15 protein-coding genes are annotated in these 24463 nt (G+C 38.6%); 10 read left to right on the top strand and 5 right to left on the bottom strand.

Going from position 1 to position 24463, the window contains the following annotated elements:
- The first annotated feature begins 37 nt into the window (after positions 1 to 37).
- On the top strand, positions 38 to 604 hold the full coding sequence (locus AC1MGI_RS20635) for a hypothetical protein (protein WP_480347496.1): 567 nt from the start codon (positions 38 to 40) through the stop codon (positions 602 to 604).
- Positions 605 to 821: 217 nt separating this feature from the next.
- On the opposite strand, the gene AC1MGI_RS20630 is transcribed toward AC1MGI_RS20635, so the two are convergent.
- The 3 genes from AC1MGI_RS20630 to AC1MGI_RS20620 form a co-directional block, all read right to left on the bottom strand.
- Entirely contained in the window at positions 822 to 1163 is a 342-nt protein-coding gene (locus AC1MGI_RS20630) for a hypothetical protein (RefSeq protein WP_480347493.1), read from the bottom strand.
- 16 nt (positions 1164 to 1179) lie between these two features.
- Entirely contained in the window at positions 1180 to 1731 is a 552-nt protein-coding gene (locus AC1MGI_RS20625) for a hypothetical protein (protein ID WP_480347491.1), read from the bottom strand.
- A 66-nt stretch (positions 1732 to 1797) separates the two neighbouring features.
- Positions 1798 to 2451, bottom strand: a complete 654-nt coding sequence (locus AC1MGI_RS20620; protein WP_062176657.1) for a BMQ_0737 family morphogenetic spore coat protein — start codon at positions 2449 to 2451, stop codon at positions 1798 to 1800.
- Positions 2452 to 2635: 184 nt separating this feature from the next.
- Between AC1MGI_RS20620 and AC1MGI_RS20615 the strand changes: the two genes are divergently transcribed.
- Positions 2636 to 8878 (top strand): hypothetical protein, encoded by a 6243-nt coding sequence (locus AC1MGI_RS20615; protein WP_480347489.1) that lies wholly within the window; start codon positions 2636 to 2638, stop codon positions 8876 to 8878.
- A 60-nt stretch (positions 8879 to 8938) separates the two neighbouring features.
- On the opposite strand, the gene AC1MGI_RS20610 is transcribed toward AC1MGI_RS20615, so the two are convergent.
- Positions 8939 to 10054, bottom strand: coding sequence for an aminopeptidase (locus tag AC1MGI_RS20610; RefSeq protein ID WP_480347488.1), 1116 nt, complete (start codon positions 10052 to 10054; stop codon positions 8939 to 8941).
- A gap of 562 nt (positions 10055 to 10616) precedes the next feature.
- Between AC1MGI_RS20610 and AC1MGI_RS20605 the strand changes: the two genes are divergently transcribed.
- The 3 genes from AC1MGI_RS20605 (at position 10617) to ytxJ (ending at position 12160) form a co-directional block, all read left to right on the top strand.
- A complete protein-coding gene (locus tag AC1MGI_RS20605) occupies positions 10617 to 11120 on the top strand; it encodes a DUF948 domain-containing protein (RefSeq protein ID WP_480347487.1) in 504 nt (167 codons plus the stop codon).
- A gap of 50 nt (positions 11121 to 11170) precedes the next feature.
- A complete protein-coding gene (locus tag AC1MGI_RS20600) occupies positions 11171 to 11749 on the top strand; it encodes a YtxH domain-containing protein (RefSeq protein WP_480347485.1) in 579 nt (192 codons plus the stop codon).
- Positions 11750 to 11830: 81 nt separating this feature from the next.
- The gene (gene ytxJ / locus AC1MGI_RS20595) at positions 11831 to 12160 is read left to right on the top strand and encodes a bacillithiol system redox-active protein YtxJ (protein ID WP_480347484.1); all 330 of its coding nucleotides are present in this window, start codon (positions 11831 to 11833) and stop codon (positions 12158 to 12160) included.
- 109 nt (positions 12161 to 12269) lie between these two features.
- Here the strand turns inward: ytxJ and AC1MGI_RS20590 are convergent, their stop codons facing one another.
- Positions 12270 to 14423 carry a cell division protein FtsA gene (locus AC1MGI_RS20590; protein WP_480347482.1) on the bottom strand — a complete coding sequence of 718 codons (2154 nt, stop codon included), beginning with the start codon at positions 14421 to 14423 and terminating at the stop codon, positions 12270 to 12272.
- A 246-nt stretch (positions 14424 to 14669) separates the two neighbouring features.
- Between AC1MGI_RS20590 and AC1MGI_RS20585 the strand changes: the two genes are divergently transcribed.
- The 5 genes from AC1MGI_RS20585 to ccpA all read left to right on the top strand — a co-directional run bounded on the left by AC1MGI_RS20585 (position 14670) and on the right by ccpA (position 24382).
- The gene (locus AC1MGI_RS20585; RefSeq protein WP_480347480.1) at positions 14670 to 15749 is read left to right on the top strand and encodes a bifunctional 3-deoxy-7-phosphoheptulonate synthase/chorismate mutase; all 1080 of its coding nucleotides are present in this window, start codon (positions 14670 to 14672) and stop codon (positions 15747 to 15749) included.
- 988 nt (positions 15750 to 16737) lie between these two features.
- Positions 16738 to 18534, top strand: a complete 1797-nt coding sequence (ltrA, locus tag AC1MGI_RS20580; protein ID WP_480345917.1) for a group II intron reverse transcriptase/maturase — start codon at positions 16738 to 16740, stop codon at positions 18532 to 18534.
- A 534-nt stretch (positions 18535 to 19068) separates the two neighbouring features.
- Positions 19069 to 21552: an EAL domain-containing protein gene (locus tag AC1MGI_RS20575; RefSeq protein WP_480347478.1), complete on the top strand. Its 2484-nt coding sequence runs from the start codon at positions 19069 to 19071 to the stop codon at positions 21550 to 21552.
- A gap of 615 nt (positions 21553 to 22167) precedes the next feature.
- Complete coding sequence (locus AC1MGI_RS20570) at positions 22168 to 22929, top strand: methyl-accepting chemotaxis protein (RefSeq protein ID WP_480347476.1); 762 nt, start codon at positions 22168 to 22170, stop codon at positions 22927 to 22929.
- Positions 22930 to 23380: 451 nt separating this feature from the next.
- Complete coding sequence (ccpA, locus tag AC1MGI_RS20565; protein ID WP_480347474.1) at positions 23381 to 24382, top strand: catabolite control protein A; 1002 nt, start codon at positions 23381 to 23383, stop codon at positions 24380 to 24382.
- Positions 24383 to 24463: the final 81 nt, after the last annotated feature.

The following is a 24463-nucleotide window of genomic DNA, read 5'->3' as shown; positions in this document are numbered from 1 at the left end:
CATATTAAAGTCTCAAATATTATAGGGAGATGAGAAAATGGGTTATATTTCAAGATCATATAGTGAGGATCATGGCGAATATTATCAGAAAAAAGGAGGGTGCAAAAAAGACCACGACAAAAAAGACCGTTGTCATGATAAAGAAGGCAGAACAGTAGTCGATTTTGACTTTTCTAACCAATCGGGAGCTGTCACACTTGCAACAGCAGCTATCCTTGGTGCAATTGCACCTGAGCAAGTTATTGGAGATGTAGATTTTGACACAGCATGTAATGGAGATCTTGTTTGGTTAAGTGGTTCAAGTACAATTACAGCTCCAGTGGCTGTTGCTGTGGGGACTACAATCGTATTTAGAATTCATAAAGTTAGAAGGTTCCAAAATGATCCATTGCTTGGAACTGTAATTCATACAGTTACTCAGCCGCTTCCTCTACTTACGGCTGGCGAAGCGATTATTGTACCAATTGACTTTGTGGATGTATTAAATAGTAGGGAAGATGGTGTAAGCTATGTACTGACTGTTGGTGGAACAGCAGTATTAGCCGTAGCACTATCTGCTACAATATCCAATACTACGTTCACAGGTACTCAATATAGCCAATAATATAATTACTTTGAGAGATCTGAATCGCTATTCCAGATCTCTCTTTTCTATCGAATTTTTATTCAAATAAATTAAATGATTTATTATTCCTTATTTAAGACTAAGCAACTAAATAGGTGTATTTTACAGATATTATAATTCGTAATTCTATCGTAGAAATACTCTTTTAATAAAAAGAGACTGGAAATTATCGTGAAAATATTCCTTTAAAATCCTATTAATTTTCTAAATGCTCTAAAACCTTCAAATAAAACTCCTTATTCTTCTTCTGGTTCAGTGCAACGTTTTCCAGCAATCTTTTTAATTTTTTTTCAGCTATTAGACTACGTTTTTCATCAGCAACCATTGAACTGTTACTTTGAGATACAGTGTTAGAACTTTGTCCAAGCAATAAATATAACAAAGCATAGGTGCTTATCCCGTGATCAATATTGATGATGGTTTGTCCCTTTTGTAGCATAGTGGACTCGTTTTCCTCTTTATTACTTTTTTTTTCAAGTTCTTTTTTTAGCAGAGTTGCCAACATTTCTTTAATTTCCTTATTCTCCGAAGAATACAAATTCCTCACCCCATTTCTAGTAATTGATGCTGATGGAATTCAACGATGCAATTCCTTCTATTCTCTCTTGGCAATAAATAAACCCTTCAATGTGTATGTATCCGGATTCTTCATTTGAGAAACGGATCTGAAAATTTGAAAAGGAGAATGTATCATTGGCTGGGATGATTTGATTAGCTACTGGTCGAAATGAATATTCATTTCGACCAGTAGCGTTTTGTTTATCTTCAATACGTTCCCAAAAAAAAGCTTCGTTTTGAAGTGGCTTATTAGGAAGTACATATTTTCCGGAAAAATCATAGGGTTTGTCCGAATTAATCTTGAGCAAAATGACTGGACTACGAAGGGGAACATATGTTTGATTATGGAAATGGAAGTTGCCGATAACGGTATGTTCTCTTGTTTTTTCTTTATCAATGATTGTCGAATAATTGAAATAGGAAATTGGATTTGATTCTTGCAATTGCTTTTTTAGGAGTAAGGAGCTTATTTTTTCCTGGAATTCGAGGCCTTCACGTTCCAATTCCATAAGTTTATACTCTAATTCCCCAATTAATTTTTCAATCATGCTTTTCACCCGCCCTAAAAAGAATAAAGAGAGGAAATTTCCTCTCTTAAACCTTATGCGGACTTATTAATGATCATGACCAGGGAAAAGGACTGGACATTGTTGCGGAATAATAGGTGCTGAGCATTGTTCTGTTAAGATATCACGTGGTTGGCAGAAGTCTGCTTTCACTTCGATCGTAACGTCAGCAACTGCTTGAATACTTTGGCATGTTGTTAATGAAAGATCGACGCTTTTTAAACAGTCGTCGTGGAAATTCACCTTTGCATTGCCATCTAGGTCCGTAATTCTAACGACTAATCTTGTACCTTCTGGCGCGCATAAGAATAAACTTTCGTGTACTTCAACTTGGATTGGGTGTGATGTAAAGACAAATGGACAATGCTCTCTCGTACCTCTAAATTCAATAACAACGTAGAAGACTTTTACGAAAGATACCTTTTCGAGAGTTACCAAAGCACCATCAATTACAAACGTCTTTTCCTCGCGTCTATCTATTTCTTTTACTTTAACTTCTGCATTTGGTCCAAGCGGTTTTCCATGCTCATCAGTTAAAATAAAGCGCGTAGATACATGCTTTACATCGTGAAGTTCATGGTCTAATCCGAGCTCTTCGGCTGAAACAAATTGTCTAATCGTATTCTGTAATATAACCCAATCATATACTTTTTCAGCATTGATACATAAAAGCTCTTGAGTGGGCCGTGGTGAATGACTCATATGATCGACTCCCTAATAAAATTTTTATTGTACAGTACAAAGTATGTCGACCCCCTAGTCCTAGTTACGGTATGAACGCCCATTTTCTGAAAGGGAATCATCAGAACTTTGAAATGATTCTATCTGCACAGCCTAGATGGAAGAACATACAATACGTTATATCATTTTTAATGGGGGGGTAAATGTGTCCAATTTCACGGATGAGAATCAGTTGAGTACGCTGATTCGCCAAATTAAAAAGTACAAAAAAGTGTTGAAAAGCTATCGGGAGAATGATATTACCGAGGAATATTTGACCTTAAGGCATCAGCATGAACTAATTACAGCTGAAAGGGAGGCGGAAAAGGGCATCCAATCAGAATTGGTCGAACAGATCCAAACCATGACCGACCAGGTAGAGGAAATGAAAAAACAATATACAATTTTAGAAAAAGAAAACGAAGAATTAAAAAGGCAAGATCTGGATAAGGAAAGAGACGCTGATGCTATAAAGCAAAAAAATATCGACTTGGAAGAAAAGACGCAAGAACTAGAGGGATTAATGCAATCATATGAAGCTCTAAACCAAGAGTTAGCAGAGTTAAAACGATCTTATGAAGAAATGAAACAAGAGCTAGCAGAAACGAGGTTGTCAGAACAAGACCAGAAACGAGTCCTTGATGTGTTAAAGCAAACTCATCAAGAACTGAATCAGGAGCTGACAGATTCTGGTTTGACACAACAGAGTCAAGAAAAGGAACTTGAAGAATTAAAACATGTGCTTGTAGAATCCAGAATGATTCAACAGGATCAGAGCCAAAAGCTTGAACAGATAAAGCAATCCTATGAAGAAGTGAATCAGCAGCTAGAAGAAACTACATTGAAGGAACAAAGCCAAAAACAAGAACTCGAAGAATTACTTTATTCTTATCAAAATCAGGACCAAGAGCTAGGCGAACTAAAGCAATTTAATCAAGAAATGGAACAAGAGTTAACAGAATCCAGAATGGTGGAACAGAACCGTAGCCAAGAGTTTGAAGAATTACTCCAATCTCATCAACAACAGGACCAAGAGCTAGGCGAACTAAAACAATTTAATCAAGAAATGAAGCAAGAGTTAACAGAATCCAGAATGGTGGAACAAGAGAAGAGCCAAGAGCTTGAAGAATTACTTCAATCTCATCAACAACAGGATCAAGCGCTAGGTGAACTAAAACAATCGTATCAAGAAATAAACCAAGAATTAACAGAATCCAGAATGGTGGAACAAGAGAAGAGCCAAGAGCTTGAAAACCTAAAGCAAACATACGAAGCAATTAATCATCAGCTAGCAGATGCGACAATGAAGGAACAAGACCAACGCCAAGAGCTCGAGGAATTACTCCAATCTCATCAACAAAAGGATCAAGCGCTAGGTGAACTAAAACAATCGTATCAAGAATTGAATCAAGAATTAGCAGAATCAAGAATAGTGGAACAAGAGAAGTATCGAGAGCTTGAAGACCTAAAGCAATCGTATGAAGCAATCAATCATCAGCTGGCAGATGTAACTTTGAAGGAACGAGACCAACGCCAAGAGCTCGAGGAATTACTCCAATCTTATCAAAATAAGGGTCAAGAGCTTGTAGAATTAAACCAAGAATTAACAGAATCTAGAATGGTGGAACAAGAGAAGAGCCAAGAGCTCGAAGAATTACTCCAATCTCATCAACAACAGGATCAAGCGCTAGGTGAACTAAAACAATCGTATCAAGAAATAAACCAAGAATTAACAGAATCCAGAATGGTGGAACAAGAGAAGAGCCAAGAGCTTGAAAACCTAAAGCAATCATACGAAGCAATTAATCATCAGCTAGCAGATGCGACAATGAAGGAACAAGACCAACGCCAAGAGCTCGAGGAATTACTCCAATCTCATCAACAACAGGATCAAGCGCTAGGTGAACTAAAACAATCCTATCAGGAATTGAACCAAGAATTAGCAGAATCCAGAATGGTGGAACAAGAGAAGAGCCAAGAGCTTGAAAACCTAAAGCAATCATACGAAGCAATTAATCACCAGCTAGCAGATGCGACAATGAAGGAACAAGACCAACGCCAAGAGCTCGAGGAATTACTCCAATCTTATCAAAATAAGGATCAAGAGCTTGTAGAATTAAACCAAGAATTAACAGAATCCAGAATGGTGGAAGAGAACCAGAGCCAAGAGCTTGAAAACCTAAAGCAATCAAATGAAGAACTCAATCACCAGTTGGCGGATGTAACAATGAAGGAACAAAGCCAACGCCAAGAACTGGAAGGATTATTCCAGTCTTATCAAAATCAGGACCAAGAGCTAGGTGAACTAAAACAATCCTATCAGGAATTGAACCAAGAATTAGCAGAATCCAGAATGGTGGAAGAGAACCAGAGCCAAGAGCTTGAAAACCTAAAGCAATCAAACGAAGAACTCAATCACCAGTTAGCAGATGCAACTTTGAAGGAACAAAGCCAAAACCAAGAGCTTGGAGACCTAAAGCAATCGTATGAAGCACTCAATCACCAGTTGGCGGATGTAACAATGAAGGAACAAAGCCAACGCCAAGAACTGGAAGAATTACTCCAGTCTTATCGAAATCAGGACCAAGAGCTAGGCGAACTAAAACAATCGAATCAGGAATTGAACCAAGAGTTAGCAGAATCCAGAATGGCGGAAGAGAACCAGAGCCAAGAGCTTGGAGACCTAAAGCAATCGTATGAAGCACTCAATCACCAGTTGGCGGATGTAACAATGAAGGAACAAAGCCAACGCCAAGAACTGGAAGAATTACTCCAGTCTTATCAAAATCAGGACCAAGAGCTAGGGGAACTAAAACAATCGAATCAGGAATTGAACCAAGAATTAGCAGAATCCAGAATGGTGGAAGAGAACCAGAGCCAAGAGCTTGAAAACCTAAAGCAATCGTATGAAACACTCAATCACCAGTTGGTGGATCTAACAATGAAGGAACAAAGCCAACGCCAAGAACTCGAAGAATTACTCCAGACTTATCAAAATCAGGACCAAGAGCTAGGCGAACTAAAACAAACCTATCAGGAATTGAACCAAGAATTAGCAGAATCTAGAATGATGGAACAGAACCAGCTTCAAGAGCTTGAAAATCTAAAGCAATCGTATGAAGAAGTGAATCACCAGCTAGCAGAATCTATCCTGAAGGAACAAGGCCAACACCAAGAGCTTGAAGAACTATTCCAATCTCATCAACAACAGGACCAAAAGATTAGAGATTTAAATCAATCCTATCAGGAATTGAACCAAGAGTTAGCCGAATCCAGATTAGTGGAACAGGATCAGAGCCAAGAGCTTGAAAACCTAAAGCAATCAAATGAAGAACTCAATCACCAGCTAGCAGATGCAACAATGAAGGAACAAGACCAACGCCAAGAACTTGAAGAATTACTCCAATCTTATCAACAACAGGACCAAGAAATAGGTGAACTAAAACAATCGAATCAGGAATTGAACCAAGAATTAACAGAATCCAGAATGGTGGAAGAGAACCAGAGCCAAGAGCTTGGAGACCTAAAGCAATCTTATGAAGCAATCAAACAACAGTTGGCGGATGTAACAATGAAGGAACAAAGCCACCGACAAGAGCTCGAAGAATTACTCCAGTCTTATCAAAATCAGGACCAAGAGCTAGGCGAACTAAAACAATCCTATCAGGAATTGAACCAAGAATTAGCAGAATCTAGAATGGTGGAACAGAATCAGAGCCAAGAGCTTGGAGACCTAAAGCAATTGTATGAAGCACTCAATCACCAGTTGGCGGATGTAACAATGAAGGAACAAAGCCAACGCCAAGAACTTGAAGAATTACTCCAGTCTTATCAAAATCAGGACCAGGAACTAGGCGAACTAAAACAATCGAATCAGGAATTGAACCAAGAGTTAGTAAAATCTAGAATGGTGGAGCAGAACCAGAGCCAAGAGCTTGAAAAGTTAAAGCAATCATATGAAGAAGTGAATCACCAGCTATCAGATTCTAATCTGAAGGAACAAGGCCAACGCCAAGAACTCGAAGAATTACTCCAGTCTTATCAAAATCAGGACCAAGAGCTAGGCGAACTAAAACAATCCTATCAGGAATTGAACCAAGAGTTAGCAAAATCTAGAATGGTGGAAGAGAACCAGAGCCAAGAGCTTGAAAAGTTAAAGCAATCATATGAAGAAGTGAATCACCAGCTATCAGATTCTATTCTGAAGGAACAAGGCCAACGCCAAGAACTCGAAGAATTAATGCAGTCTTATCAAAATCAGGATCAAGAGCTAGGCGAACTAAAACAATCCTATCAGGAAATGAACCAAGAATTAACAGAATCTAGAATGGTGGAACAGAACCAGATTCAAGAGCTTGAAGAATTAAAGCAATCGTATGAAGAAGTGAATCATCAGCTAGCAGATTTAACTTTGAAGGAACAAGGCCAACACCAAAAGCTTGAAGAACTATTCCAATCTCATCAACAACAGGACCAAAAGATTAGAGATTTAAATCAATCCAATCAGGAAATGAACCAAGAATTAGCAGAATCCAGAATGGCGGAACAGAACCAGAGCCAAGAGCTTGGAGACCTAAAGCAATCTTATGAGGCACTCAATCACCAGTTGGCGGATGTAACAATGAAGGAACAAAGCCAACGCCAAGAACTCGAAGAATTACTCCAGTCTTATCAAAATCAGGACCAAGAGCTAGGCGAACTAAAACAATCCAATCAGGAAATGAACCAAGAGTTAGCAAAATCTAGAATGGTGGAACAGAACCAGATTCAAGAGCTTGAAGACCTAAAGCAATCGTATGAAGAAGTGAATCATCAGCTAGCAGACGTAACTTTGAAGGAACAAGACCATCGACAAGAGCTCGAGGAATTACTCCAATCTTATCAAAATCAGGATCAAGAGCTTATGAAATTAAACCAAGAATTAACAGAATCTAGAATGGTAGAACAGAACCAGATCCAAGAGCTTGAAGAATTACAGCAGTCTTATCAAAATCAGGACCGAGAGCTAGGTGAACTAAAACAAACTTATCAGGAACTGAACCAAGAGTTAGCCGAATCCAGAATGGCGGAACAGAACCAGAGCCAAGATCTGGAAGAATTACAGCAATCATATGAAGCACTCAATCACCAGCTGGCAGTTGTAATTTTGAAGGAACAAGGCCAACGACAAGGGCTGGAAGAATTACTCCAATCTAATCAACAATTGGACCAAGAGCTAGACGAACTAAAACAATTCTTTAAAGAATTGAACCGAGAATTAACAGAATCCAGAATGGTGGAACAAGAGCAGAGCCAAGAGCTTGAAGACGTAAGGCGATCATATGAAGCACTCAATTACCAGCTAGCAGATGCAACAATGAAGGAACAAAGCCACCGCCAAGAACTCGAAGAATTACAGCAGTCTTATCAAAATCAGGACCAAGAGCTAGGTGAACTAAAACAAACCTATCAGGAACTGAACCAAGAGTTAGGAGAATCCAGAATGGCGGAACAGAACCAGATCCAAGAGCTTGAAGAATTACAGCAATCATATGAAGCACTCAATCACCAGCTAGCAGATGTCGCATTGAAGGAACAAAGCCACCGCCAAGAACTCGAAAAATTACAGCAGTCTTATCAAAATCAGGACCAAGAGCTAGGCGAACTAAAACAATCCTATCGAGAAATGAACCAAGAGTTAGTCGAATCCAGATTAGTGGAACAGAACCAGATCCAAAAGTTTGAAGAAGTAAGATATTCCTGTGAAATACAGAAAAATGAGCTAGAAACAACAAAAATGGCTGTACAGATCCAGAAAGAAGTGCTCGATCTATTTAGACAATCTTATGAAGCGAAAAACCAAGAGCTTACAGACTTCAAATTGGCTAAACGTGTGGAGCAACAAGCACTTGAAGAAGTAAAACAATCTTATCAAAATCTTAAGAAAGAACTCGAAGAAACTAAGTTGACGAAGCAGGATCAGCACCAAGAGCTAGAAGGGTTAAGACAATCTTCCAAAAGGCAGAACCAAGAAATAGAAGAGTTAAAACAATCTTCTCAAAGGAAAAATCAAGAATTGGAAGGAATAAGACAATCTTTTGACATACAGAACCGGGAGCTAGCAACATTCCAGTTGACTGAAGCCAATCAAAAACAAAGAATTACAGAATTACTTCAATCTTATGGAGAACTGAAGCAAAAAAATGAGGCATTAATCGAAGCAAATAAAATCAAAACAGAGAAAATGATACATTGTGATACTACAGAAAATCCAGTTCATACAACAATGAGAACGCCATTGGATTTAATGAGGACGTCTCAGCAGAAAAGTACTCAGCCAAATAATATTCACCAGCAGGTTCAACCGAGACGAATGACTTTTCGGGAAATGCAAGCAAATCCTATGCTTCAACAGGAGAGAAACCAATAAGTTTTTAAAATGAAATTAAACAAACTCGCTATAACAAACCGTTATAGCGAGTTTTGCTCATTATTTCAAGTTTTCCGGATTTAACTTCTCAAGCTCTGGAATGACAAAGCGACCATCTTGACGGATTAATACGTCATCAAAGTAGATGCTTCCGCCCCCATAATCAGGACGTTGAATGTTCACTAAATCCCAGTGAATGTTGGAATGATTGCCATTATAGGCATCATCATAGCATTGTCCTGGTGTGAAATGGAAGCTGCCGTCAATCTTTTCATCAAATAGGATGTCCTGCATCGGATGAAGGATGAATGGATTCACACCAATCGCGAATTCTCCAACGAACCGAGCCCCTTCATCTGTATCGAAGATTTTGTTGATGCGCTCTGTATCATTCGCTGTTGCTTCAACAATTTTGCCATCTTTGAACGTCAATTTCACATTTTCGAACGTAAATCCCTGATAAGGCGATGGCGTATTATATGTAATCGTTCCATTTACTGAATCACGGACAGGAGCCGAATACACTTCACCGTCAGGAATATTTAATTCTCCAGCGCATTTAATCGCTTTGATGTCTTTGATAGAAAATGTTAAGTCTGTACCAGGTCCAGTTAAGCGGACCTTGTCCGTACGATCCATGAGCTCAACAAGACTATTCATGGCCTCGCTCATTTTTCCGTAGTCTAGGTTACACACATTAAAGTAAAAGTCCTCAAATGCCTCCGTACTCATCTTCGCCAATTGAGCCATTGAGTTTGTCGGGTAACGAAGCACAACCCATTTTGTTTTCGGAACGCGGATTTCTCTATGTACTTTTTTACCAACTGTATTACCATGAATCGCCATTTTTTCTGCAGGTACATCTGATTGCTCATTGATATTGTCACCTGCGCGTAGGCCGATATAGGCATCCATATTTTTCATAACATTCGCTTCAAATTCAGCGATCATATCAAATTGTTCTTCTTTTGCGCCCATCAGTAAGGCGCGATCTACTTGATGGTCTTTTAAAGAAACAAATGGGTATCCGCCTGCTACATATGCTTCTTTAACCAGGGCATTGACAAGTTCACGTTGTAAACCGAAATTTTCGATCAGGACTTTTTCCCCTTTTTGTAGCTTAACAGAGTAATTGATTAAATTTTTTGCTAGTTGTTCAATTCTAGGATCTTTCATTGTATGGCCTCCATAAAAATAAGATAAAGTGAAACTTTCATCAGTAGGTGTAGTTTCCCACTGATGTTTAGTCCCGTTCTAGAGTCGCTAATATCTCCGCTACGCTTCGATAAAGCGACTCTACGAACCCGATTTGGTTCAACTAAACCTTTGAAAACCACAAAGGTTTAGTTGAACCAATCGGGCTTTTACGGGCAGTTATCCTCCATCTACGCTTCTTCGATTCCTCTAAGCCTTGAGGTGGGGGGACTGCCCGTTAATGCGGGATAAAGAGATAGGAATTTACTCAAATTGTTAGGAAAACGTAGATTTGTTGCGTACCTCCATAACATTATTATTGTAACCGATTTTCTGTATTCTGTTGCATCTAATGGTTCGAGAGGAGAAATAATTTTCACTCGTGAAAAAATTTGTTATTCTAAGACTACGATGAGGAAGGAATATGTATCATAATTGTGGAAAATGTTTAGGGATGATGTTTATCTCAGAACGGAAAGGGTATTGATAAGAACAGACAAAATATTGTGTAAACATAAGTAAGACATTTTTCGGAGGTATTGATATGGAGATCATTTTATACTTGAGTGCTGCTGTTTTCGCAATTGCTTTTTTCATTTTAGTTGTTTTTTTAGCCAAAACGTTAAAATCGCTGCAATTTACACTTGATAGTGTGTCGAAAACACTAACGGGGCTAGAAAGCCAAATGCAAGGTGTGTCACTTGAGACGACGCAATTATTGCATAAAACAAACGCACTCGCAGAAGATTTACAAAAGAAATCAGAAAACTTAAATACCGTGGTAGATGCAGTGAAGGATGTAGGAAGTTCCATCCAAAGCTTTAATACATCTGTTCAAAAAGTTTCAAATAAGGTACAGCATGAAATCGAGAATAATCAAGATAAGATTTCTCAGATTGTTCAGTGGACAAATGTTGCGATGGAAATCCGCGATAAGTGGAAATCTAAGAAAAAGCAGACTGTGACAGCTGAGGAGCCATCTTACAGGCAAGAAGAGGATCTAGAATCAGACAAAATAGTCAAAAGACGTTTCTTACGTTCTAGATAATACGTAAGAAAAAGAAAACAATTAAATACAGAGTTGAGAGGAGAATGAACATGGCACAAAAAGAATTCCCGGTTAAGGATTATACGAAGGATTACGAAAGGGCAAATGAAGAGCGTAATTCTGGTAACTCTTCAGGATTTATCGTTGGGGCTGTGGTTGGAGGCGTTATTGGTGCTTGCTGTGCCTTATTCATGGCTCCTAAAACGGGGAAAGAATTGAGGATCGACGTCACTGAACAAGCGAAATCAATAAGTGAGAAAACAGAAAAACTTCGTCGTGTTGCGATTGAAAAAGGCAACGGAATTGCCGAAACGGCTAAAGAAAAAAGCAGTTCTGTAACACAGCTTGTGAGTGATAAAGGTTCTGACTTATTGGATAAAGTATCAAGCTTAAAGCCTGGCGTTAAAGCAGGAGAAGAATTAAGTAAAAAAGAAGGTATCGAAAGTTTGGCAGATGATAAAGGAAGTTTCGGTCATCGTTCAAAAATCAAAAGTGTTGAAGTGAAACATGTACCAGATGCAGAAAAGTCAACAGCTAAGGATCCTAATAAGGGTAACAAAAGTGCGGCTCAACTGCTTGATGAGACTGAAAAGGCATTTGAAGAAACAGAAACGAAGTATAAACAGTAAATTTGTCAAAACCGACGCTGAAATGATAGGCTAATTTCAGCGTCGGTTTTTTGTGATCATACCTAAAAAGGAGTTGCTGAGATGACATTAGTGAAAATTGAAACAGAAGAACAGTTTAATGAATTAGTTAAAGAGGATTCATTCCTTCTCTTTAAGCATAGTTTAACGTGCCCTGTTAGCGCGGAGGCCTTTACAGAGTATCAAAGGTATATTGATGATGAGCACAATAATGTTAAGACAGCTTATTTAGCTGTTCAGGAAGCACGTCCGCTTTCTGCTTATATTGCGGAAAACTTCGATGTGAAACACCAATCACCACAAGCGATTTATTTTAAAGCTGGCAAGCCTGCTTGGAATGAGTCACATTGGAGAATCACTGTGGATTCGCTGACAGAGGCAGTAAGGGATTAAAGTTAACAAGAAGATATATTGTAATGAATGGCCAGACCCATATCTCTTATAAATCGTTTATATGATTTAATAAACGGTATATAAAGTGTAAGGTCTGACCTTTTTTTCTTTATTTCGGTGATAATGTCGGCCAAAGGATGTTTAGTTCATCTCCAGGAGCAAGCGTTTCGTTGAAGGTTGTTTCTTGATTGTTTTTGAGTAACAGAAATCCTCCATTTGTGTGTTCTGGCATGTCAATGTCAATATGCATGAATACATCCTGAAAAATAAACGGCCCCATTTTATGTTGAACGAGGGTAATCATATCCCCCTGGTTGATGACATCTTCATTCGTTAGGGGCTGTCCATTACGATAAAACTGAGCGAGCTTCTTCGTTAGCTGTAGTTTTTTTCCGTTGAATGCAACCGGGATCGAATATGTGAGCTGAACGTTCATCGCATATGCCAAGTCAGTAGTAAGTGGCCGGGACGACTGGATCATTTCAATTACATCACCATCTTCGTATGAACTTGCAGGATTTGTTAGAATACCGTTTTTGACAATCTTACCACCGAATAAAGGGAGGGGAACTTCCTTTTCATTCACGTTAACCGTAAATGGCTGTAAACTTCTCAACAGATGTTCTTGATTGGTCTTAGTAAAAAGTTCTTCTAGTGTTCCTGGCATCGTGCATGTTATTTTATCATTGTCATGAAGGGATTCCTCTCCTGTAACAATCTGATCATTACGGCGTAGTTCGGCATAAATGATGTGCGAAACGCCATGGATCGTGACCTGTTTACTTGGCAATCCATCTGAAAGGTCAATAATCGCCAATCTAGGTGACCGACCATCTTCCCCTTGCTGGACTGTGATTACATCGCCATCTTGAACGATGTAATCTAATGATACGTCCTTGCGGTTTATTGTTAGGATCGGTTTTGTCCCATGCTCACCTGGAATTGTAATTAATTGGCCGTTGAACTCAACCATCATGGCCATGCCAGGTCTTCCATACAATTTATTCAATTTTATCCCCGCAGTTAGCAAACAATCCCCTACTGTCATTTCTTTCATATCAAAGAGACGGATCGTTTGACCGTTCACATTCACGCCCATATATTGAATCGGACTTTTGTGAGCGGCTATAGCAATGCCGATTGGTGTTACGAGCTCAGGACCACGGTGTACATGATTGGCAATTGTGAGCTGTCCAATGGCTTCAATTCCTCGGATCGCGACACGATTTTTCGGAAGATTTAATTTGTCGGCCAGAATTTCAGGAAGCTTGGGGGTTAGACTGCCACCGCCAACTAGCATCACAGCCTTTGGTGACTTATTGTTATTTAAAGAAAAAATTTCCTCGCAAATAGCATCTGCCAATTTTTCAATGGAAGGCATGATGCTTTCGATTACTTCAGTCCTTGGTATTTCCGTCTCAAACCCTAGAATATCGGTTACAGTTATCATATCCTGATCAATCAACTGCCTCTTAGCGGTTTCTGCTAACGGAAAATCGAGTAGAAATGAGTCACTGATGGCTTCAGTAATTTCATCGCCAGCAATCGGTACCATACCATAGGCAATTACGGTTCCTGAGTCTGTTAAGGCAATGTCAGAAGTCCCAGCTCCGATATCCACGAGTGCGACATTTAGTCTTCTCATCGACTGTGGGATCAGTACATTGATGGCAGCAATTGGTTCAAGCGTCAATGCTTGCATATGTAAATCTGCTCGTTTCAAAGCGGCAAGTAAGCTTTCAACAACCACTTTTGGAAGGAAGGTTGCAATAATTTCAACAGAGGCTTGTTCGCCACTTTGATCGATTAAGCTTGTGATTTCTTGACCATCAAGTCGATAATATAAAACAGAGTATCCGACACAATAATAATGATGGCTTGAATTGGAGTTGTTTTTTTCAGCCACAACGGCTTGCGCTATTTGAACGGCGCTTAATTCAAGATGAAGAATATCATCGTGCTGGAGCATCGGTTTTCCATTAATATCAATGCTAATTGCGGCACGCTCTGTTTTAAGTGCACGTCCGGCAGCAGCCACCGATACACTGGTAAGTTTGCCGTGTTTCTTTTCCAATGTGTCTTTAATGGCTTGAATGACCTTCGAGACAGCGATCACATCGTGGATTTGTCCGTCGAGCATAGCCCGTTCACGATGTTCCATTGAAACAATATCTGTTACTTCAAATGAATCAGCCGTTTTTTCTAAAATAATTCCTACAACGGAACGAGTACCAATATCAAGCGCGAATCGTTTTTCGTGCACAAAGAACACCTTCTTTAGACTGAAATATACTTTAATGCTTAAAAGCGTTTAATTAATAAAGAAAAAAATAGTGACAATTCAAAAATTTTCATTTATAATAAATGAAATTATATAAAAACAGTAACATATTTTTTCAATTCATAACAGATTCCGGACGTGAATGATAAAAACTTGCCAGCCTCTCATAAATCATGAAGCAGCTCTGTTTTTTTAATTAGTTAACCGGAAAGGAAAGGGTGGATTATTTTGAGTAATAATGATTTGGAACTTTTGCGTGAGAAACTAGATGATGTGAATTTGGAGTTATTACATCTTATTAACAAACGTGCTGAACTTGTACAAGAAATTGGCCAAGTGAAAGAAAAACAAGGGATTAACCGATATGATCCGGTTCGTGAACGAAAAATGTTAGATTCAATTGAAGATCATAACCAAGGACCACTAGATCTTGCATCACTTAAACATATTTTCAAAGAAATCTTTAAAATGGGTCTAGGTTTACAAGAAGAGAATCAGAAGAAAGCGTTGCTTGTATCTCGTCAGAAAAAAGCGGAAAATACAGTGGTTGACTTGAAGGGCGAGCTAGTTGGGAACGGTATTCCAAGCTTTGTGTTTGGTCCTTGCGCCGTTGAATCGTACGAACAAGTTGCTCAAGTTGCTGAAGTAGTCAAAGCAAAAGGTCTTAAACTACTTCGCGGTGGTGCTTATAAACCTCGTACTTCTCCATATGATTTCCAAGGTCTTGGCCTTGAAGGATTAAAAATATTGAAGCAAGTTGGTGATAAGTACGACTTAGCTGTTATCAGTGAAATTGTCAGCGCGAATGATATTGAAACAGCGCTTGATTATGTTGATGTAATTCAAATCGGTGCACGAAATATGCAAAACTTTGATTTATTAAAAGCTGCTGGAAAGGTGAATAAACCAGTTCTTTTAAAACGCGGACTTGCCGCTACGATTGATGAGTTCATCCATGCAGCTGAATATATCATGGCACAAGGAAATGGGAACATCATTCTTTGTGAGCGTGGAATTCGTACGTATGAAAGAGCAACGAGAAATACATTAGATATTTCAGCTGTTCCAATTTTAAAACAAGAAACGCATTTACCTGTCATGGTTGATGTTACACATTCAACTGGTCGCCGTGATCTATTGCTTCCAACTGCAAAAGCAGCTATAGCAATTGGTGCAGATGGGGTAATGGCAGAAGTTCACCCTGATCCAGCAGTCGCACTATCTGACTCTGCGCAGCAAATGGACTTCAAACAGTTTGATGAGTTTTATAAAGAAATTCAAAAAATGATGACTAGAGTAACTGTATAAATTGATTTACTAAAGAGAGGCTGTCCCATAATAAAAGAGTTAGACACCACATCTCCTATACATTGTTTAAATGATACAATAAACGGTGTATAGAGTGGGAGGTCAGACGCTTTTGGGACAACCTCTCTTTTTTCTCGTGTCTTGAAAAAAAGGCGAGGACATTCGAACGTATTGTCGTTTTTCTGTTGATTGACAATAAAGTCGTTTAAAACATAATAAAGTTGTTACATGTGCAATAAAGTTATTTAAAAATGCCCATTATGTTTTTCCACAATCGGGCCAGCGCGACAAGTTCTGTGATAAACGCCTTATGGCGTGAAAACACAGGAAGTTTATGAAATTAGCTTCAACTTTACAACGGAGGATAGGAATGACGAAGCCATGTTTTCTGAAACTATCTCATCAAGACTCCTGCGTGCGTCATGAAAGACAGTTCATGGGGTTCGAAGCACAGGTAGAGTCGGCAGAAGGAAAGCTAAAGCCATTCCTATGGAAAAGGTATGCCAACCGATATGCCGGGTGGCTGAAAAACTAGATAGGGTGAGGATGTTCCCCTCTAAAGGAACTGACGAACTTCTGAATTTAAGGGTCTATAGATTGAACATAGTGAAAGCTATGTCCCATCCTACGATGGGGTGAGTGGTGTAGAGTAAAATTTGGCCCTCTGAAATACATTATACTGAACAATGGCGGTATCCAGCTCACAGGTTTAAAGGAAGCACCTACGTCTAGAACGGATAGCTATGTTGTAAGGTACTTGGGAACCAAGAGACGTTGAAACAAGGACTGTCATCCTTAACGGTTGCTATAAGGTGAAAACCGAAATGCATTTGCTCTTGTGAAGGTAGGGGTACGACCGACGAAACTTCTGTAATGGGAGTGGAGGAACAGCCCCAAGTCTAACGAATGAGAACGATTATTTTCTTCACGTGAATGACACCGATCGGGTAAGAATGTGGGAACATCACCCATTAGGAGGGATGCCACAGTGTCAACTTTGAGATATTGGGATTACTACAATATGACGGAAACCTTTACGGATTTATATGAAAAAGCTAGTAATAAGGATATTTTCAGCCATATCTATGAAATCATCACATCCAGAGAGAACATCCTATTGGCTTTTCGTAAAATTAAATCTAACAAAGGGGCTAAAACACCTGGTACAGATGGAAAAACCATCAATGATATCAAGGAGCTCACGGAAAATGAATTAGTGAGTGTAATTCAAACAAAACTAGAGAACTATCAACCTAAGAAGGTCAGAAGAAAATGGATTGAAAAGGAAAATGGTAATCTAAGACCGCTTGGAATTCCATGTATTCTTGACCGTATCATTCAACAGTGTTTTAAACAGGTTCTTGAGCCAATTGCTGAAGCCCATTTTTACAAACACAGCTATGGCTTTAGACCGTTAAGGTCTACTCATCATGCCATGGCAAGAGTACAATTTTTAATTAATCAAGCGCAGCTACATTATGTAGTTGCGCTTGATATTAAAGGGTTTTTCGATAATGTGAATCATACACTTCTTATCAAACAATTATGGAATTTAGGCATTCATGATAGAACAGTGTTAGCCTGCATATCTAAAATGCTAAAGGCCGAAATTGATAAAGAAGGTGTACCATCTAAAGGCGTCCCTCAGGGTGGGATTTTATCAACTCTATTATCGAACGTGGTACTAAACGACCTAGACCAGTGGGTTGCTGACCAATGGGAGTTCTTCCCTCTCTCGAAAAACTATAAATCTAAGGCTGGAGAAAGGTACGCTAAGAAACGCACAAGTCTCAAAGAAGGGTACCTTGTCCGCTACGCGGATGATTTTAAAATTCTCTGCCGAGATGGGAAAACGGCTCAAAAGTGGTATCACGCGGTTAGATCATACCTCAAGGAACGGTTAAAACTAGACATTTCACCGGAAAAATCGCAAATCGTAAATTTGCGAAAAAGAGAATCCGAATTCTTAGGTTTTACAATTAAAGCGAATAAGAAGAGAAGTAAAAGAGTTGCCCACACGGGCATTAAACGGAAGAAGCGGGAGAAACTCAAAGAACAAGCTAAAATCCATATCCTACGGATAAAAGCATCCCCTACCACTCAAAATGTTTTACGCTTTAACAGTTTTGTTTTAGGCATTCACAATTATTTTAACCGAGCTACACATGTCAATCTAGAATTCTCACGTCTTGCCTACGAATTAAAAGCCTTTCTGTATAATCGCCTTCGTCCCGTGGGGAAATATGGACATCCAATCAATCCTAGTACTGCTTACAAAAAGTTCTATAGCACACAAGTTAAAACGTTCAAAATCGCAGGAGTCCACCTGTTTCCGATTGGGGACGTTAGAACAGTAAATGCAATGAACTTTAGTCCAACCCTATCCCTTTTTACGGAGGAAGGCAGAAAGAGAATTTACGATAAACTGAAGCCGAATGTCAGCCTAGAAATCAGCAGACTAATGAAGGCAAATCTTCCAGGTAGGACGGTTGAGTATATGGATAATCGCATCAGCCGTTTTAGTATGAAGATTGGAAAATGTGAAATCACAGGTTGGAATCTAACCGCTAATGAAGTTCACTGCCATCATTATGTACCAACACATCTTGGAGGAACGGACAGATTCAACAATCTTCGCATCCTTCATAGGGACATCCATCGGCTAGTGCATCGTAAAAATACAGAAATAATCACATCAGAAATACAGAAATTCGGTTTAAATTTTTCAATGATAAAGAAACTAAACCAATACCGAATGGAATGTGGGCTTGAAAAGGTAGATTAATCTCACGTCTAAGGGTAACGAAGAACTTATAATCCAGTATACATCGATAGATGGAGCGCCGAATGCTGGGAAACTAGCACGTTCGGTGCGGAGCAGGGGAAAAGCTGGAGATGACTTCAAAGGCTTACCTATTGCTACTAGTGTAAAGGACGTAAGCGTAAAATAAATCCCCATCTGTTTTTTTGACAGTTAGGGATTATTTTACGCTTACTTTTCAATGGAAGAATGTGGCTTTACGTCGTTTGAGAAAACAACTTTATTTTCACTGAACACCAGAAAATATCTTGATTTTTACATTTACTTGGTCTGTGTTCTATTATAAATGTGACAAAAGACTTAGTTTTTAATATAATTTGGTAGTATAAATTGTCTGAAAAATGATAGAGATAGGTATGTTATTAATAAATCGGGTCTCGTAAACATTTCGCATTTTTGTACGCTAAGCAAATGGACTGTTTTACGTAACTAAGCCCTTCCAAAAAATGATTTTCAGTCGTTTTAATGGAACTTTGATTTTGGAGTGAGTTTTGGTTCGTGGTTGGTGTTATTTTGCTACCTAAAAGGAGGCATAAAATATATTATATGGAAATAATATCAAGTACCTATCATCTACCTCTTGTTCTTCTTTCTATTATTATCGCTATTATTGATTCATTTGCTGCACTAGATCTAGGAATTCGAATAAATAAGGCAAAAGGTTTTGCACGATTCATATGGTTTTTTGGTGGAGCGTTTGCGATGGGGATGGGCATATGGTCCATGCATTTTATAGCGATGTTGGCTTATCACTTGTCAATCCCAGTCACATACAATTTACCATTGGTCATTCTTTCGATTTTCCCTGCCGTTACGTCCTCTGGATTAGCTTTATTTATTGTAAGTAGACCTTCTATGAGTACAACACAAGTTATCCTAGGTGCTCTTTTTATGGCCATAGGAATTGTGTCCATGCATTACACAGGGATGGAAGCGATGGAGATGGGGGCGTCTATTGAGTATAATCCCTTTCTATGGACTCTTTCCGCCATCATCGCTTTTATCGCTTCATTAGTGGCTTTATATCTATTGTTTTTTATAAGTCAAAATTCCAACGCACCACGAATTTGGAGAAGAAAAGCAGCCAGTGCTCTAATCATGGGGATGGCTATATCGGGTATGCACTATACAGGAATGTCAGCTGCAAAGTTCAAACCTCATCATCATCAACTTAGCGTGTCAGGACCAACATTCGATAGTACCCTTTTAGCCTATTCTATTGGAATAGGCATGCTAATCATATTAGGATTGGTGTTCATTAGTACTTTTATTGAAAAACGATTTGAGTCTCAATCCATAGAGTCAGAAAGAAAGTTTCGCTCAGTAATAGAGTCTGCTAACGATGCCATTATTTTAGCCGATAGCAAGGGTGCCATTATTTCATGGAACAAAGGAGCCCAATTCATTTTTGGATATCAGGATAAAGAAGTCTTGGGTAAAAAACTACAGATCATTATACCCGAACGATTCAGAGAAGCTCATCAAAAGGGGATGGAACGTTACCTTTCTACAGGTGAACCCCGTGTCATTGGAAAAACGGTCGAATTACAAGGAATCAGGAAAGATGGAGATGAATTTCCGATAGAGCTCTCCCTTGCCACTTGGCAAGAGGAAGGGAATTTCTACTTCAGCAGCATTATTCGAGATATCACCGAACGAAAACAGGCTGAAGAAAAAATCAACCAAATGGTTTATCGTGACCATTTGACAGGACTGCCCAATCGTCATTTATTAAATGATCGCCTCACTCAAGCACTTGATCAGGCAAATGAAAATAAGCATATTATTGGTATTATGTTTATCGATTTGGATCGTTTTAAGTTCGTTAATGACACGTTAGGACATGCTGTAGGTGATCACTTATTGATTGAGGTTGCCAAGCGTATTCAAGCCTGTGTGGGTAAAATGGATACAGTTTGCCGTCAAGGTGGAGATGAGTTTATTGTTCTCCTTCCCAATACTACATCTGAAGACGTTACTAAAGGTGCTCAGAAAATAGTAAATTTATTCAGTCACACAATTGTGCTAAATGAGCATGAGATGTTTGTGACACCATCAATTGGGATTGCTCTATATCCGTCCGATGGTAGGGATATAGAGACTTTGATTAAAAATGCTGATACGGCCATGTACCGTGTAAAGGAGCAAGGGAAAAATAGCTTTCAGTTTTACACACCTGATATGAACGAAATGGTTTCAAAAAAAATGCAGTTAGAGATTGGATTACGGAAAGCGTTGAAGCGTGATGAATTTATGATTCATTACCAACCTCAAGTTGATGTAAATTCCGGGGAATTGATTGGTCTGGAAGCTCTTATCCGCTGGCAGCATCCTGAGTGGGGAACGATCTCTCCTGCTGATTTTATCCCTTTAGCGGAGGAAACTGGATTAATCATTCCAATAGGCGAGTGGGTACTTTATGAGGCGTGTCTTCAAAATAAATCTTGGCAGAATAAGGGGTTTCCACCTGTGAGAATAGCTGTTAATATTTCTTCCCGTCAATTTCAACAAAGTAATTTAGTTGGAATGGTCAGCAAAACGCTAAAGGAAACGGGACTTGATTCCAAGTATCTTGAGCTTGAGCTCACGGAAAGTATTATCCAAGATTCGAAGCATGCGATTTCCACAATGCATCAATTAAAAGAAATGGGGATTCATTTATCAATAGATGATTTTGGAACGGGTTACTCTTCCCTAAGCTATCTAAAAACTTTCCCCATCGATACTTTAAAGATTGATCAGACTTTTACCTCGAATATTTTTACTGATCTTAAGGATGCTTCCCTTGTTGATACTATTATTAATATGGCTCATAACCTAGATCTAAAAGTGATTGCCGAAGGTGTCGAGACGTTAGAACAACTTCATTTCCTCCAACAAAGACAATGTAACGAAGCCCAAGGATACTTTTTTAGCCGACCTATTACTGCTGAAGAAATGTCAACCGTATTTAAAGAACAATTCTTAGCTAAGATTCAATGATGTATTAAACATCTGAAAGATCTAGACCATGTTTACTTCTATAACTGTTGGATTCTTTAATTCAATAAGCGAATAATTTTGTTCTTCAGGAATAGCAGTTAATGTTTCATCATAATAAAGTTGTTTAAGAACGACATCAGTAATAGAGTATATTTGCTTCTACGCTGTTTGAACGGATCTTCTACTATTTATAACAGAATCTAACCTAGCAGAATGGATGGATAACGTGATATGGAAGCAAGTGATCATTGCCTGGAACAGTAGGAGATTGCATAGCGAGCTACTGAACCCATTCCATTGTCCTGTTTAGGTTTTGATAGAATTTCGAACATCAGTATTCTGGCGTGATCATTGTTAATGGCAAGATCCTTATATTTATTATACTGTTTCGGACATGATCTAATCTATTGAAAAGGGATTAGGAAAAATAGAGTGTCCAATTTTCTTAGAACAACAGGGGGATTTGAATGATTGTACGACATGAAGAAGTAAAGGACGTATTGGCATATTTAAGGCAATAGATTCTAATTTAGCAATTATTCGTTTTGATTTTGATCGCCATGTTGTTTATGTCAACGACATTTTTGCTCGAACTATGGGCTACAAAAAGAGGAAATGTATGGTTTGCATCACAGGAACTTTTGTTTTCGGGACTTTGTGAATAGTCCGCAATATGAATCGTTTTGGCGAGAATTATTATCTGGTAAAAAATTCCAAGATAAAATTGAGCGAATGGACGCAGAAGGAAACCGAGTGTGGCTGGAAGCAACATATATGCCTATATTAGGTGAAGATGACCGAACTGTTATAGGTATTTTGAAAGTGGCAACGAATATAACAGAAAGGCAAAATATGATTTCGCAATCGGCGGATAGTTTACAGAAAATGGCAGAGGAATTGAGTGATAGTGCTGAAATGGGTATGCAACGTAGCAAAGAACTTCTTATCGGCATCAACAGAATTGCTGAAGTGTCTGTAGAGAACACGAATACTTTAAATGGACTACAAAAGAAGGCGGATTCAATCAGAGGCATCGTAAAAACGATTCGTGATGTTGCGGCGCAGACTAATTTATTAGCTCTCAATGCAGCAATTGAGGCAGCACGTGCTGGTGAGTATGGTCGCGGGTTTGATGTAGTCGCTAAAGAAGTACGTAAGCTTTCCTCAAAAGTAGAACATTCTATAATAGAAGTGCGAGACAGTATTGAGGCTATCATAAAAGAAATCGAAAATATCACGAATGGTATATATCGTGTAGATAAAAATGTTGAAAAAAGCCAAATGAAAATTCAAGTAGCGATGAAGGATTTCACACAAATTTCATCATCAGCCGAAGCGTTGGATGTACAGGCAAAAGAATTTACAAAAATTATTTAATGCAGAACTTAAGATTTAAACGACTTTATTGTTATATTTTTATAAAAAAAATCAATTCATAAGGTTTGTATGCAAATAATAGATAGATACGTTGCAGTAATGCGCTACTTATCGTATGATTAAAGGAATCTTTACTAAACAACATCTAGTTATTAACTATTTTCTAGGAATGAATAGAGAGTTTTGTCGAAAAGTATGTTATAATTTGTATGTTTTTCTAAAAAGACGTTTATAGTGTACGGCATGAAATCTCATAATGTTTAAAAGATAGGGACAGTGCCTTTTTGACTTGGCATGTATACTTTTAATAAAGTGAAACTACCACTAGTGGGGTGTAGTTCCACACTGGTTGTTAGTTGAACAGGATAAAGTAAGAAATTATAATTATTTCAATGAATTTAGGTATCTAGAATAAGTAAATGCAAAATGATAGTAGTGAAGGAGTGGTTTGGTGAATAATATTACAATTTATGATGTTGCGCGTGAAGCAAGTGTTTCTATGGCGACCGTATCTCGTGTTGTCAACGGCAACCCAAATGTTAAACCAGCAACAAGGAAGAAAGTATCGGAAGTCATTGATCGATTGGGGTATCGTCCAAACGCTGTTGCCAGAGGACTAGCAAGTAAAAAAACAACAACGGTTGGTGTGATTATACCCGATATTTCAAGCATTTTCTATGCGGAATTGGCACGTGGGATTGAGGATATTGCCACGATGTACAAGTATAATATCATCTTGAGTAACTCTGATGAAAATCAAGATAAAGAGTTACATTTATTGAATACGATGCTTGGGAAACAAGTGGATGGAATTGTATTCATGGGATCTAACATTACGGAGACTCATATTACAGAGTTCCAAAAGTCACCTGTTCCGATCGTGCTTGCGGGAACGGTTGAGGATACGAAGCAAATTCCATCTGTTAATATCGACTATGAAGCTGCAGCATTTGATGCAGTATCGACATTTACAGGGAAAGGGCATACTCAAATTGCTTTTGTTGGCGGTAACCTTGAAGATCCAATTACGAAAAAGAAGTTAGATGGCTATAAGCGTGGATTAGAAGCTGCTAATATTTCGTATAACGAAGAATGGATTGTTGAAGGGGATTATACCTATGATTCAGGAATCGAATCATTAGACAAACTACTTGAATCTCAATCTAAACCGACTGCGATTATTGCTGGTACAGATGAGATGGCACTTGGAATTGTTCATGGCGCGCAAGATAAAGGCTACAATGTCCCGGAAGATCTCCAAGTTATCAGTTTTGATAATACACGTCTGACTTTAATGGTGCGTCCGCATGTCACAACTGTTGTCCAGCCACTTTATGATATCGGGGCTGTTTCAATGAGATTGCTGACGAAATTGATGAACAAAGAAACAGTCGAAGGACAAGAGGCTGTTATTCTTCCTCATCGAATTGAAGAAAGACAATCAACAAAATAAGAAGATTTGGGGCTGTCTCAAAAGCTATTGTTAGACCTCGTAATCCATACAGCATACTGGTAAATATGCTGTATGGATTAC

It is taken from the genome of Peribacillus sp. BM1 (assembly GCF_056679975.1).
This window is presented reverse-complemented; position numbering and strand designations above follow the sequence as displayed.